A 13,242-nucleotide genomic window follows, 5' to 3' on the forward strand; every position below is an offset into this window, starting at 1 on the left:
ATTCCCTAAAGGGCTCAATTAACATTGGGTTCTCCCTTTAGGGTTGGGGTTAGAAAGGTGATATCGACCGCTAACCTCTTAACTCAATGACGTTGATCCTCATGGATATGACCGACCAAACTTCCTCTGTAATTTTGAATAAAACAAGGCTTCGCATTGCCGTGGCTTCTATCTTTTTTGTGCACGGTCTTAACTTTTCCAGCTGGGCAGCGAGGATTCCCGATATTCAGCTTAAACTGGGACTTAGCGAAGCAGCTCTTGGTGGGGTGCTGCTGATTTTGCCGTTGGGCTCTCTTGCTTCGTTACCATTTTCCGGAGTCATTATCGATAAGCTAGGCAGCCGCCTGGTGGTGCTGGTTGCAACACTTGGGTACGCTCTCACTTTGCCTTTTCTTGGTTTTTCATCCAGTGTGGCTATGCTAAGTGTCGGGCTCTTCATTTATGGTTTTTTTGGGAATACGGTGAATATCGCTGTGAATACCCAAGCCATCGGGGTTCAGACGCATTACGGGCGAACCATTATGGCTTCATTTCACGGCACGTGGAGCCTGGCGGGCTTCACCGGAGCGGGCATTGGCACGTTGATGGTGGCGCTTGGGATAGAGCCTCAGGTGCACTATCTGATCATGTTGGCACTGGTAGTAGTAATTCTATCAATTAACTACCCACACACCCTCAAAGAAGATGTTAACCGGAACACTGGCAAGTTCAAATGGGTAAAACCTGACGGAACCCTTGTGAAAATTGGACTCATTGCCATGTGTGGTATGATGAGCGAAGGTTGTATGTTCGACTGGAGTGGTGTTTACTTCAAAAAGGTAGTGGAAGCCCCGGAGGCATGGGTGCCGCTGGGTTTTAGTGCTTTTATGATGACCATGGCAGGGGGTCGGTTTATCTCCGACCGGCTCACAAATAGATTTGGAATAGGCACGGTGTTGAAAGGCAGTGGTATTCTTATTGCCAGCGGACTGATTTTCGCCGTAGCCCTGCCTTATTTTGCTACTGCCCTTATCGGGTTTCTTCTGGTTGGCTTTGGCGTATCTTCTGTGGTGCCGCTTGCCTATTCAGTGGCTGGTAAATCTAAAACCATGTCGGCAGGCATGGCACTGACCATGGTGAGCTCAATTTCTTTTCTTGGATTTCTTTTGGGCCCGCCTCTCATTGGGTTTATTGCCGAGGCCAGTAGCTTGCGTGCATCTTTCCTGTTCATCGCTGTTATTGGGAGCCTGGTGGCTGTGATTACGTCGATGAGTAAGACCATACAAAGGGCTTAGTGTCAATCATCACAAAACTGTAGGGCAAAAAGCCTTTGTAGCTTAGCGGAATTGCTTTAAAACTTCTTTGGTATACTGCGTGGAGTTTATGCCGTACGCAAATTGAACAACTATTCCAAACTCTTTTTTCATTAATTGAAACTGAATTGAAAAGTCATCTTTCCCTATATTTTTTGCTTCGAAAATTTTCAAACTTCCATCAATTTCCTCATGCATTAGTTTAACGAATTTAAAGAATCTTCTGGTGACATTGTTTAGTGTGAGATCCACGCCGTATTCATCTAGTATCCCAAGAAAAAGTCGAGTAGGATTTGATAAAAGCTCTTTGTATTTTAATGCACTAAATGCTAGGACTTGTTGAATTTCGAGAATCGATTTGTTTTCTTGATTTTCCGCCAAGTGATAGATTAAAACTTTATTGGAAGCCAGGGACGTAGCAAAATAGTTGCTCCTCATATCGCCATCTTCTATGACGTGTAAATGATCTGGATGCTTCGCTGAAGATAATATAGTAGGTGTCGTAATAGGTAATTTTCCAGCCAATGTTGAGTCGAGCTTATTACTAATAGTGTATTTGTTCTCACTGAAGTACGATTTGCTCATCGGCTTGTACGATCTGAGCAAAGTTACTTCATCTTCTATTTCTTCTGAAGAGATTATATTCTTGTCAGAAAAATCAGTAAAGGTTTTATTTAGTTCATTTTCGTATTTGAGGATATCAAAAAAATCCACTGTTTTGAAAATGTTTATCCCAATTTTATCAATAATCTCATCATTGATCTCTGAAGATAATTTGCCAATTTCATCAGAAGTATTGATAGTAGGCTGAACTATCTTGTACCTTTTGCTAGATGCAAAATTAAAAAGTCTGGAAATTGCGCCTATGTAATCTTCGATGTTATTTTCCGTTGCAACCATAACACTTTATTTAAATTGAATCACGTCAAACTCAGCACTTTTGAGCTCTGGAATCTGAAATTCGATACTCATCGGATTTGCGGCTAAATCTACATCAACTAATTTTACTTTGTGTCTAATTCCTGAATAAGGAATTATGTAGACTAACGGTCGAAAGTCATTTATTGATGCGCTGTCAATAATTTTTAAAATCCTTGCGAGCTCCATATCACTGATTGTGCCGTTATCAAAATTGATACCTGCGCCTTTTTTAAGACCAGTTTTATTTTCATCGATTTTGGAGCTATGCAGATCGATATTGGCGATATCTTCCAGGTATCTTTTGTAGATATTTGCAGGCGAGGAACTAGGAGGAATTTTGCTGAATTTGTGATTTTTTTCCAACGCCGATGGATCAAACACCGGAGCGCACCATACGAAGTGATTATTATAAAAGTTCTCGTTAATCCAGTACGAAAGAAATGTATTAATCGAGTAAAAAATGAGATTGTCAATTTTCATTTCTCCTAATAAGTGCTTTTCACTTGCTGTTTTAAATTAAAAACTTCCTGATAATAATAGGTAAAAGACAATTTTCATAACCGAACCTAAATTTAGCTTAAGTTTCTTTCAAAAAGGCAGTATTTGTTCGGCACTTTATTTTAGTTGGAAAGGTGGCCTTGATAAGCCTAATATTTGCTTCAAATGCTACTTTTTACTTTTTCGGCTGATACATCATCAAGTCATCAATCAACTTGTTGACTTTGTGCACCTCCATTTTCTCCACCAGGCGGGCATGGTCCTTACCACTTGTGTCCCAGGTGTTGGTGCCGGTTGAGTCGACCGACATGTGGCCGGTTTCAATGCTGTAGTAGGGGTCGTAGCCTTTTACAGCTACCAATACTGCCGTCTGATCCCAGCTCATGCGCCCTGCTGAGTCTTGTGGATCTAATGGAATAGAAATGCGAAAGACATCTTTTACGGGGCTGTTTTTGATAGCTGCGTTATTGATCAGCGGAAGTCCGGTTTTTATTTTTTGCCCGATGTGAAATCCGCTAAGAAGGATGGGCGTCGGCCACTCTTCCATCACCTGCATCGATGCGATGGGATCTCTTTTTACGTTGTATTCCGCCCCGGTTGGAAACCACCCTGCCATACTTACCAGCTGCTTCACCTTTTTGGCAACAAGCTGCTTGCCGGTCAGGTCGCTGAATTGGTCGGGAGCCGAGTTGAGGAGGTTGGCGAGATTAGTGAAGAACCCCACCGTAACGACGGTCACACTGCCGTCGGGTTGCGCTGCCAATACCTTGCGGTAGACCTCCACTGCGTCTGGTGCTTCGTCATTTGACTGTAGCCGGTGGGGGTAATTAGCAGTTGCCGAATCGGTCCAGTGCTGTTTGTCGGTGTCGGCTACCGATGGGCCTTTAGGAACGCCGATGGGCAAGCCTGGCCTTCCAAAGTAAGTGTTGAATACGTCAATGGCCGCAGCTGCGTTCGGGTGGCTACAGCTAGCAACGGTAGCCAGGATGTTCACCTGGCCACTGTCGGCCAATGCATGGAGAACTGTGATCGCTCCGACATCATCGTAGTCCGGCCCAAAGTCCGTGTCGAAGATCAATTGAACGGGTTCTGTCTGGGTTTTGGCTTTATCATCGCAAGCGGCACCGCCAAGGAGAACGACTACTGCAGTTAACAGACTGAAATTCTTCATCTTTTTTTGCTACAATATACTGCTAACTTTCACTCTAGAGTTTCTCTCCTTTTATCAAAGTCACAGACTTGATCGACTCTTCCTTCAGGTGCAGGAATTTCTTTCTTTCCTCGTCTTTCATATATGCCTCGAAGTCGGTTTGTGATTCGAAGCTTACATAGTGAATTTCGTAGGGTTCTTCTATCGCAATGTCGATATAGCACTCCTTTGAGGGACGTAGCCTGAAAAGCAGTTTCCCATTGTAGATGGGTATTCGTGGAATGGCGATGGCTTCAAATTGATTGAAGATATCTTCCTTTCCTTCTTTGATGTAGATAAGTTGGGTGAGGTATAGCATGCGTTTTTAATAGGCTCGGCTAAAAGTTTTCTATTGCTCCATCCAACTTCTGAATTCTTGCGCTTTTTTCCTACTGACAGTGATCTCTTCCGGCGGACTCGGCGATAGTTTTAACAGCACTTTACCCGTTGGGTCATTTTTCATAGAGACGATGGCTCTCCGCTGAGCGATACACTGCCGGTTGATTCTGAAAAAATCAGTTTTTTCCAGCCATTGTTCCAATTGGTCGAGCGTGTCGTCTAAAGTGTATTCTTTGCCTTCGAAGGTTTGCAGCGCATTGAAGTCGCCCACCTTGTGCACGTAAGCAATACTTGAAGAGGCCAGAGGGACTTTGGTTTTTCCAAAGTTGGCTAAAATCGTCTTTCTGGACACGGTATTTGTTTCCTGGGTTCCTGCTTTTTGCTCAAGCCTCGCCTCATAATGTGCCCTCATATAGAGCAGACCGTAGGCCATTTGAATGATGGTGACCATGAGGCACGCAAAAGGCACATCGTAAGCAAAGACAATGGCGACGTTGAACTCAGGTGGTCTGGTCATGAAGAATTCGTTGTAGAAAAAGCTCACCAGCACAGTTAGCAGCACAGTAAACCCGTACACAACAAACCCCTGGATAAAGCCCCGAAGCGCAGTTTGATCCTCCCAGGCCACTCTTCTGTCGAGGTGTACTATGGTTGCCCTTGTGACTGTAAAAATAATGCCGATCACCAATATGGCGGTGGCTACGTCGAGGTAGTAAATAGGGGTGCTGAGCAGGTCTTTGAGCGACGCCGTCTCGCCTGTATGGCGGTAAAGCACCCCAAAGAAGGGGACAAGCAGCCAAAGCCACTTGTCCTGGTAGCGATGTGAACGATGCTCCATATTTCACAAATATAGTTTTTCGCTAAATCTGTTTGTTGGGATTTTTCGGACTGTTCTTTCAGGTGCCTAAACGGTCATTTCGGGCGCTCAATTTGTTCTTTCATTCTTAAAAAGGCCGTAACAAGCTAACGGATGTACTTTTGTGACGTACAACGCACTGTCAAAAAAAACTCAGCAGAATGAAACGGAACTTAAAAAGAAAGATGCTTTTGATCAGTTGCCTGTTGCTCGCCATTATGGGTTGCCGGCATGCAACAGAAGCTCAGCAACTGCCGTCGCTAAAAGTTAGTGTGCTTTGCCAGGGATTTGGTCATAGCCTGTCGGGCGTGCCCAACCCTTCATTGTCGTATGGCTTAAGGGTGGGCACGGAGTGGAGTTACTTTACCAAAGGTATTTTTGGCGTCGGTCAGGATGTCAACCTGGGTTGGTATGTGCACAAGCGCATGCAAAATTCCTGGATGGTGTCGACGGCACCCACAATCCGCATCGCCACCAAAGGAGGCTTCGAAGCTCATTTCTCATTGGGGGCTGGGAAGGCAGTTAACCTGATGGCTCAAACCGGTTACAAAGACAACGGCGACGGAACGTTCACCAGAGAGCATCATGCATTTTATTCACCGTGGCTTCTCACAGGCTCCCTGGGCATTGGCTACAATCTGGGCAAACGTTCGAACCTGAACATGGCTGTTTTTGCCGAAACCCAAACGATCGCCGAGCTGGTGCGAAATCAGTATACACCTGTTTTCCCCCACCATTTGCTCCACATAGGAGCAAGAATTCCTTTTTCCTCCAACTTTTAATGTACTACAATGAAACCCACCAATTTTTTAATTTTTTCTACTAGCCTGCTGCTTAATTCCTGCACAGGAGAGGTGGCTCCAGGCCCTGAGGTGTCGGATTGCAACACGAGTGCCTATGAAGTGCCGAATGCGACTTTTTATGAATCATTGCTTAAAGAATACTGGCTTGAAACTGGTAGTCCGGGTGTGGTGGCCATGATCAGCCAGCCCGGGAATACCTGGGCTGGGGCCGTTGGGCAAGCCGACCTGGAAAATGGTACTGCTATGCAGACTTGCCACCAGTTTCAGATCGGCAGTATTTCCAAAATGTTTACTGCAGCCACAGTGCTGTTGCTTCAGGAGGAAGGAAAAATTGACATCGACGAAAAGGTGAGCACCTATTTGCCGCAGCTGAAAGGTAACATTGAACATGTTGACGTAATGACGGTGAGGCAGCTATTGAACCATACGGCTGGTGTACCGGATTACTACTACATGCAAGCGTATATTCTTGACATGATGAATGACCCGTCGTCCATTAAGCGTTCGGCAAAGGAGGCATTGCGGAAGTATAACTACGGCAAGAAGGCGGATTTTTTTCCGGGAGAGGGGTGGAACTACAGCAATTCGGGTTATGTGATGCTGGGTTGGATAATTGCGGAGGTAACCAAAAAGCCGTTTGAAGCTGTGGTAAAAGAGAAAGTGATTGACCCTCTCGGTTTGACGGACACGTACATGGTTGACTTTAGGAACCCCCGCCGGGCCAAGAACTATGTAGACCTGAGTGGCAAGGGTGTGCTGATTGAATCGTCGAAATATGACGACGGCGTGATAGGCACTCCGGAAGGAGGCGTGGTGAGCACTGTGCAAGACCTTACTGCGTTTGCCCGTGGGCTCTTCGCCGGAGGATTGCTGACAGCGGAGTCGCTCAGCGAGATGATGTTTGTTCCCTGCGGACCGGATGCTATCGACGAAGGAGTTTGCGGATACACCCTTGGGTTGAGCTACTGGAAGAATACTGCCTATGGCGACGCCTTTGGGCACAGCGGTGGCGAAGTGGGCATGGAATCGCTCCTGCTTTATTTTGTTGAACACGACGCCGTAGGCGTATTTTTCAGAAACCGAAATGGCCCTTCGAGAAAGCAGTTTCTTTTCGATATACTGATGAAACAATAAAAAAGGCTGGCCCCAATACTGTGAGGGTCAGCTTTTCATCGTTCTCAGTGTCTATATGTAATTGTAGAGCAGATTTACCTTGAATGTGGAGTGTTCTGCTTTCAATTCCTCAAAAAACCGCCTTGTAAATCCGCCCAGGTCATAGCTTTCAATTTCTTCCAGTGACACCCATTCAAACTCTTCCGCTTCGTCGTTCAAAACCACGTCCGAGGAGTTGGTTTTGCAAAGGAAATCGATAAATATAAAGTGCTTTTGGGCTTCAAATGTGTCGCTATAAACGGCCTCCTGCAGGCTGATGAGTTGGATATCAGAGATGTCAAGTCCGGTTTCCTCTTTTACTTCTCTTACCAGCGCATCTTCCATTTTTTCTCCAAGCTCTATGTGACCGCCGGGGAAAACATATTTGTCTCCCCATTTCTTTGACTTACATAGCAAGACTTTGTTCTCGGGGTTGAAGATGATAGCACCAACCGTTGGTTCAGGGTATTGTTTCATGTTGAACTATTGATAATGAATTATGCCCACTCAAAGTTGTGGGCACAAATTCAAAGTATCCAAAAATAACTGTCTATTCTCTGTTGTCTGGCAATGTCAATTTTACAGCATGGGAATAATTAGAAAGCAGTTTTCTGAGTTTTAAACCCTACGAATGAAACGATCAGATCGCCACTTTCGGCTTCAGTTACGAGCTTAAATGTACCGTCGAGATCAGATACAGTGCCAATGGTTGTTCCGGCAAAGATGATGTTTGCGCCGGGTATGCCTTCGCCATCATCCGTTTTTACTACTCCGGTAATCACAGTTTGTCCATTTTTATTCTTGGTTTTTTTAATTGCTACTTCCAATGGATCGCCAACCAAGGTAGGCACTGAAGGGATCTCTGTCGCCACAGCCGAGCCGAGCGAAAAATAGATTGGAAGAATCACCCTTGTTCTTACCTTTTTTCCTCTCTGCATGGCGGGCGTCCATTTTGGGGAGGCGTTGATCACTCGCAGGGCTTCCTCATCGCAGCCATTTCCAATCCCTTCTATCACCGTCGCATTGGTCATTGTGCCATCTTTGTCTACCACAAACTCCACCAGCACTTTTCCCTCCACGCCAGCCTTTTTAGCCCCGGCCGGATAAGTCAAATTCTCACCAAAAAACTGGTAGAGGCTTTCCATGCCACCGGGAAAGGCAGGAAGATCTTCAACTATTGTGAATGTTTCCTCTTTGGCGGCCTCGTTAGTAATTTCGATGTCATCGACGGCCTCAGCAGCAGGTTGTTGGTCGCACGAAACGGCGATAAAGAACGCCAAAGCTACAGGAACAATGGCCGCCGGCTTCCACCAGCTTGTTTTTGTTTTATTTGACTTGATCATGGCAATTCTTTTTAGTGTTAAGGATTTGTTGAAGTGGTTGGCAATCGAGTAACCTGCACCGTTTAGTGCCAGTGCCGCAATGAGACTACAGTACGCCTGCTTGTTGCCTTTTTCAACAGATAATTGATCCGCTCTGTACTCATGTGTTTCGACCAGCCTTTGTTTGAATAGGTAGGCAGCCGGATTGAACCAGCAGAATATTTGCAGCAGCTCAACTAGCAGGATGTCCAGGCTATGCCACTCTTTGCAGTGGACTAGCTCGTGGTCGATAATTTTATTTCTGGCCGAATCGTCCAGGGTTGACAGGTGCCCAATGAAAATATGGTTAAAAAATGAAAAAGCATATTCAATGCTATCTGCTTCATGAACTTTCACCGGACCTATTTTTCTTGTCACAGGAATAGCAAAAGAGCGTCGGAGTAAGGTCACCAGTCTGAATAAAAACACAATGAAAAAGACAGAGGTTACGATCCAATAGAGCCAGAGGACAACAGTGAGTATATCTGCCGAGTTGGTGGTGGTCGCTACTTCTGCTTTTTCGGCGGAAAGCAAAAAGGGCGGCAAATAATACCCGTTGAGCTGAGTAGCTTTGGTGGCTATTGGCAGGGCGGTGTCGAAGGAGAGAAGGGGCAATAAAGCCGCCGCTAGAAGCAATAGCAGGATCAAAAATCGTTTCAGAAGAAAAGCTTGTTCCTTTTGAAGAAAGACGATATAGGCGAGTCCAAATAGTAACAGCCCAATGTTTACCTGTGCGAGGTATGATGCGTAGTCTTTCATTCTTGTTGATTTTTAGCCTCCTCCATTAATTTTTCTATTTCTTCTTCGGAGAGGTTGTTTTCCTTGACGAAAAAGGAGACAAGTCCCTCAAATGAGCCATTGAAGTAACCTTTCAGGAAGTTGTTGAGGTAGAAAACGGTATACTTTTCTTTGCTTACAAGAGGGAAATACTCGTGGGTCTTTCCATAAGCCTTGTGCGAGAGGAACCCTTTTTTCTCCAGAATACGCACTGTCGTCAGCACCGAATTGTAAGCAGGTTTTGGATCGGGCATTTTCTCCAACACATCTTTTACCAAGCCCTTTTTTAAGGCCCAGAATATTTTCATTATCTGCTCTTCTACTCTCGCTAATTCCTTCATGCTAGATTTTAAAACTAATCAATTAAGAATAAAACTAATCGATTAGTTTTAAAATTCAAATAGTAAAGTGTAAATATTTTTTCGGTGGGTAAAAGCAAAAAAGGCACCCCAATCGGGATGCCTTCAAATTTTCGATTGCTCTAGTTTACTAGCTGAACCTTTTCAAAATCACCGTTGCATTGTGCCCCCCAAATCCGAAAGTATTACTCATCACATAGTCCACTTTCCTGGATTGCGCCTTGCCTACTGTGAGGTTCAGGCCTTGCGGTAAGCCGGGATCCAGGTTTTGGATGTTGATTGTGGGTGGCACGAGTTGTTTTTGAATGGCCATGATTCCTGCCAGTGCCTCGATAGCTCCGGCACCACCAAGTGCATGCCCTGTCATCGATTTGGTGGAACTAATGTTCATCTTACTGGTGTGTTCTCCAAAAACGGAAACAATACCCCTCAGCTCACTTGGGTCACCCACGCCGGTTGAGGTTCCGTGCGTATTGATATAGTCGATGGCGTCAGGGCCTATCTCGGCATCTTCCAGCGCTGCCCTCATGCCCAGAGCGGCTCCTTCTCCTTCTGGGTGGGTGGCCGTGAGGTGGTAGGCATCGGCTGACATGCCACCGCCCACGATTTCCGCATAGATTTTAGCTCCACGCTTCTGTGCATGCTCCAGGCTTTCAAGGATCAGCGCTCCCGCTCCTTCGCCGATGACGAATCCATCACGGTCGGTATCGTAAGGACGACTGGCTGTTTCCGGGCTTTCGTTTCTGGTAGAGAGCGCCTTCATGGCACCAAAGCCACCTACCCCAGTTTCGTTGATTGCAGCTTCTGAGCCACCTGTGACAAACGCCACTGCTTTGCCCCATCGGATGTAGTTGAAGGCGTCAATAAGAGCTGTGTTGGAACTTGCGCACGCTGAAACGGTAGTGAAGTTTGGCCCCCGAAGTCCATTTCTTATGGAAATTATACCGGAGGCGATGTCGACAATCATTTTTGGAACTAAAAATGGATTGAACCTTGGTGTGCCATCGCCAAGGGCGAATTCTGAGATATTCTCCTGTAACGTGAGCAGTCCGCCGTTTCCTGATGCCCAGATTACTCCCACTTTGTCTTTGTTGAGGTCGGAGAATGCAAGAATGCCTGAATCGGCAAGGGCTTGCTCGGATGCCGCAATGGCATATTGAGAAAACAGGTCATTCCTCCGAACCTCATTTTTGTCCATGTACTGTAAGGGGTCAAAACCTTTGACCTCACAGGCAAAACGAGTCTTGAATTTTGACGCATCAAAACGTGTAATATTGGCAGCGCCAGACTTTCCGGCGGCCAGGCCGTCCCAGAATTCTTTGACCGTATTTCCAAGCGGGGTGATGGCTCCAAGGCCTGTAATAACTACTCTATGAGGCTGTTGCATGGTTGTATGTAAGCGTTAATATTTATTTCAGATGGTTTATTTGTTTAATCCCAGATCGGTTTTAATGCCCTTGATCAAATCACTGAAAGTTTCATTTCCCATGAGCCTGGCTATTTGCACACCCGCCGCAAGGTTGGTAATGATCATTGTTGCCTTCGTTTCGGGCTTCAAGTCGAACGCAAACATACCTTCAGCTTTCCCTATTGCCAAAAGATTGGTGACCCAGTCATGAATAAGGAGGGTAAGGCCCTTCATCACATTCGTCATATTCTCCGGTAACCCATAGAATTCAACACTGATGGCACCCACCAGACAGACTTTGTCATTTTCTGAGTTTATTGAATAGGTTTCAATGAAGGCATCCAGTTGTTCCTCAAGCGACAATGAGGCGGTTTCTTCCTTAAAGTCTTTGAACCGCTGTATGGCGCTCCTGATTACTTCAAGGCCCAGCACTTCTTTAGTAGGGAAGTGATAGTGAACAGCCGCATTTTTCACACCCAGCCTATGAGATATTTCGTGGTAGCTAAAGGAGTTGTATCCTTTGCTGCGGATGAGGTCTTCAGCCAAATCCAGTATCTGCTGACGTGTATCAAGGCGTGCCACAACGCAAACTTACTTACTAATTAGTAAGTTTACAAACGTAAGTTTTCTCATATTAGTTTCGGGTCCTTTTCAGAACCCTCCCAGCGCCTGGATTTATTGAACCATCTGGGCTAACAGAAATCACTCCATTCACAATCACATACCTAATGCCTTCAGGATACTGATGCGGGTTTTCAAAAGTCGCTTTATCAGCGATGGTTTCTGGGTTGAAGACGACCAGGTCGGCGTAGTTGCCAACTGCAATGCTCCCCCTGTGAGTCAGTCCCAGGCGGGCAGCCGGAAGTGAGGTCATTTTTCGGATGGCTTCCTGCATCGGTATCACTCCCAGTTCCCGGCTATAGTGACCAAGCACCCTGGGGAAAGTGCCATAGCTCCTTGGGTGGGGGTGCCCATCTCCTGGTTCAACCAGCGAACCATCGCTGGCTACCATGACCATAGGGTGCTGCATGATCCGCTGCACGTCTTCTTCGCTGATGACATGGAAAATGCAGGAGGCGCCACCATTTTCCTGCGCTTTCATGACGAGCTCGGCACCAGTGGAAACGGTAGGCTTGAGCCCTTCCATTTCAGCCCAGTCCTTTAAGGTTTTCCCTTCCAGCTCTGGCTTCCAGGTAACCCTGCCAAACTGCACCCTGTTCAAATCTCCACCTCCTCTGTCGTTAAGGATGTTGAATTCCACTCCGGCTTTTATGTCCGATCTTGTTTTTTTGTCGTTTAGCCGGGCTCTGTATTTTTCAATCCCGCCTTCCATTGCCCATGCAGGAATGAGCACCGAAATCCCTGTTTGGCTGGCAGTATATGGATACTGGTCCATCATCACGTCGAGGCCAATAGCCCTTGCAGAATCGACCATGGCCAATGTTTTTTCGCTGGCGCCCCACATGGGGAGCCCAATGGCTTTGTGATGAGTGAGCACAACAGGTATCGTTGCTTCCTGCGCAATTTGAATGGCCTCCTGCACCCCCTCAATCAGTCCAAGGCCTTCCTCCCTGAGGTGTGAGGTATAGATGCTGCCGTACGACGCTGCAACTTTTGATAGCGCAATGACTTCGTCCACTGTTGAAAATGCTCCTGGCAGGTACTTAAGGCCAGTCGATATTCCAAAGGCACCAGCCTGCATGGCCGTGTCAATCTGAGCTTTCATGGCGGTGAGTTCTGCTGGGGTAGGCAGCCTGTCCTCCAATCCCATGATGTTGCTTCTTACGGTGTTGTGACCCACGAGGTAGGCGACATTGGGGCCTAATCTGACTCCAGCAAGTGAATCCAGATAGGGTTGAAATGGCCAGGGGCTGCGGCCATCGGGGCCACCCAGGGTGAGCGTGACCCCTTGCCTTAGGTGGGAGGAGGCCGAGGGAATTTGCAACAGCCGCTCAATATGTGTGTGAAGATCGATGAAGCCAGGAGCAACCGCCAGGCCGGAGGCGTCGATGGTGTCCTTACCGCCGTGTTTTAGCTTTCCAATGGCGGCAATGGTGTCGCCATTGATGGCAATGTCACTGAGGATGGGCTCATTGCCGAGGCCGTCGTACACCCGGGCATTGAGAATGACCAGATCGTATGGCATTTTTTGCTGACAGCCAGCAAAAAGAGTAACACCTGTGAATAGGCCTAATAACAGATATTTCATAGTGGGTTTGGCTTTTTGATGATAGAAGTTGCAAAAAAATGGCATTGACTTTAACCAATTCTTATATGACTGGAAACT

General features: G+C 46.4%; 14 protein-coding genes. 3 read left to right on the forward strand and 11 right to left on the reverse strand.

What is annotated here, in order from left to right; genetic code table 11:
- Positions 1-86 precede the first annotated feature (86 nt).
- On the forward strand, positions 87-1,274 hold the full coding sequence (locus tag ACMVP2_RS16875) for an MFS transporter (protein ID WP_416864307.1): 1,188 nt from the start codon (positions 87-89) through the stop codon (positions 1,272-1,274).
- 42 nt (positions 1,275-1,316) lie between these two features.
- Here ACMVP2_RS16875 and ACMVP2_RS16880 read toward each other — a convergent pair whose 3' ends face one another.
- The 5 genes from ACMVP2_RS16880 to ACMVP2_RS16900 form a co-directional block, all read right to left on the reverse strand.
- Entirely contained in the window at positions 1,317-2,192 is an 876-nt protein-coding gene (locus tag ACMVP2_RS16880; RefSeq protein WP_416864308.1) for a hypothetical protein, read from the reverse strand.
- Positions 2,193-2,198: 6 nt separating this feature from the next.
- A complete protein-coding gene (locus ACMVP2_RS16885; RefSeq protein WP_416864309.1) occupies positions 2,199-2,576 on the reverse strand; it encodes a hypothetical protein in 378 nt (125 codons plus the stop codon).
- A 310-nt stretch (positions 2,577-2,886) separates the two neighbouring features.
- A complete protein-coding gene (locus tag ACMVP2_RS16890) occupies positions 2,887-3,882 on the reverse strand; it encodes a nucleoside hydrolase (protein ID WP_416864310.1) in 996 nt (331 codons plus the stop codon).
- A 34-nt stretch (positions 3,883-3,916) separates the two neighbouring features.
- Complete coding sequence (locus tag ACMVP2_RS16895) at positions 3,917-4,219, reverse strand: DUF1330 domain-containing protein (RefSeq protein WP_339787393.1); 303 nt, start codon at positions 4,217-4,219, stop codon at positions 3,917-3,919.
- A 30-nt stretch (positions 4,220-4,249) separates the two neighbouring features.
- On the reverse strand, positions 4,250-5,077 hold the full coding sequence (locus tag ACMVP2_RS16900; protein WP_416864311.1) for a LytR/AlgR family response regulator transcription factor: 828 nt from the start codon (positions 5,075-5,077) through the stop codon (positions 4,250-4,252).
- Positions 5,078-5,256: 179 nt separating this feature from the next.
- On the opposite strand from ACMVP2_RS16900, the gene ACMVP2_RS16905 reads away from it, so the two are divergent.
- Entirely contained in the window at positions 5,257-5,877 is a 621-nt protein-coding gene (locus ACMVP2_RS16905; RefSeq protein ID WP_416864312.1) for a hypothetical protein, read from the forward strand.
- 9 nt (positions 5,878-5,886) lie between these two features.
- Entirely contained in the window at positions 5,887-7,032 is a 1,146-nt protein-coding gene (locus tag ACMVP2_RS16910; RefSeq protein ID WP_416864313.1) for a serine hydrolase domain-containing protein, read from the forward strand.
- Positions 7,033-7,083: 51 nt separating this feature from the next.
- Here ACMVP2_RS16910 and ACMVP2_RS16915 read toward each other — a convergent pair whose 3' ends face one another.
- The 6 genes from ACMVP2_RS16915 to ACMVP2_RS16940 form a co-directional block, all read right to left on the reverse strand.
- Positions 7,084-7,527: an NUDIX domain-containing protein gene (locus tag ACMVP2_RS16915; protein WP_416864314.1), complete on the reverse strand. Its 444-nt coding sequence runs from the start codon at positions 7,525-7,527 to the stop codon at positions 7,084-7,086.
- 119 nt (positions 7,528-7,646) lie between these two features.
- On the reverse strand, positions 7,647-9,170 hold the full coding sequence (locus ACMVP2_RS16920; protein WP_416864315.1) for a TonB family protein: 1,524 nt from the start codon (positions 9,168-9,170) through the stop codon (positions 7,647-7,649).
- Positions 9,167-9,529, reverse strand: a complete 363-nt coding sequence (locus tag ACMVP2_RS16925) for a BlaI/MecI/CopY family transcriptional regulator (RefSeq protein ID WP_416864316.1) — start codon at positions 9,527-9,529, stop codon at positions 9,167-9,169. Before ACMVP2_RS16925 ends, ACMVP2_RS16920 begins: the two co-directional genes overlap by 4 nt.
- Positions 9,530-9,677: 148 nt before the next feature.
- The gene (gene fabF / locus ACMVP2_RS16930; protein WP_416864317.1) at positions 9,678-10,934 is read right to left on the reverse strand and encodes a beta-ketoacyl-ACP synthase II; all 1,257 of its coding nucleotides are present in this window, start codon (positions 10,932-10,934) and stop codon (positions 9,678-9,680) included.
- 36 nt (positions 10,935-10,970) lie between these two features.
- Entirely contained in the window at positions 10,971-11,537 is a 567-nt protein-coding gene (locus tag ACMVP2_RS16935; protein ID WP_416864318.1) for a TetR/AcrR family transcriptional regulator, read from the reverse strand.
- 52 nt (positions 11,538-11,589) lie between these two features.
- The gene (locus ACMVP2_RS16940; protein WP_416864319.1) at positions 11,590-13,164 is read right to left on the reverse strand and encodes an N-acyl-D-amino-acid deacylase family protein; all 1,575 of its coding nucleotides are present in this window, start codon (positions 13,162-13,164) and stop codon (positions 11,590-11,592) included.
- Between the last annotated feature and the right edge of the window lie 78 nt (positions 13,165-13,242).

This window comes from Imperialibacter sp., assembly GCF_048007035.1.
In the GTDB taxonomy this organism is placed as follows: Bacteria; Bacteroidota; Bacteroidia; order Cytophagales; family Cyclobacteriaceae; genus Imperialibacter.

Coding starts and splice junctions, on each gene's coding strand:
- fabF (WP_416864317.1), bottom strand. CDS start 10,934: ATGCAACAGCCTCATAGAGTAGTTATTACAGGCCTTGGAGCCATCACC.
- ACMVP2_RS16905 (WP_416864312.1), top strand. CDS start 5,257: ATGAAACGGAACTTAAAAAGAAAGATGCTTTTGATCAGTTGCCTGTTG.
- ACMVP2_RS16880 (WP_416864308.1), bottom strand. CDS start 2,192: ATGGTTGCAACGGAAAATAACATCGAAGATTACATAGGCGCAATTTCC.
- ACMVP2_RS16890 (WP_416864310.1), bottom strand. CDS start 3,882: ATGAAGAATTTCAGTCTGTTAACTGCAGTAGTCGTTCTCCTTGGCGGT.
- ACMVP2_RS16915 (WP_416864314.1), bottom strand. CDS start 7,527: ATGAAACAATACCCTGAACCAACGGTTGGTGCTATCATCTTCAACCCC.
- ACMVP2_RS16895 (WP_339787393.1), bottom strand. CDS start 4,219: ATGCTATACCTCACCCAACTTATCTACATCAAAGAAGGAAAGGAAGAT.
- ACMVP2_RS16875 (WP_416864307.1), top strand. CDS start 87: ATGACGTTGATCCTCATGGATATGACCGACCAAACTTCCTCTGTAATT.
- ACMVP2_RS16900 (WP_416864311.1), bottom strand. CDS start 5,077: ATGGAGCATCGTTCACATCGCTACCAGGACAAGTGGCTTTGGCTGCTT.
- ACMVP2_RS16925 (WP_416864316.1), bottom strand. CDS start 9,529: ATGAAGGAATTAGCGAGAGTAGAAGAGCAGATAATGAAAATATTCTGG.
- ACMVP2_RS16940 (WP_416864319.1), bottom strand. CDS start 13,164: ATGAAATATCTGTTATTAGGCCTATTCACAGGTGTTACTCTTTTTGCT.
- ACMVP2_RS16910 (WP_416864313.1), top strand. CDS start 5,887: ATGAAACCCACCAATTTTTTAATTTTTTCTACTAGCCTGCTGCTTAAT.
- ACMVP2_RS16920 (WP_416864315.1), bottom strand. CDS start 9,170: ATGAAAGACTACGCATCATACCTCGCACAGGTAAACATTGGGCTGTTA.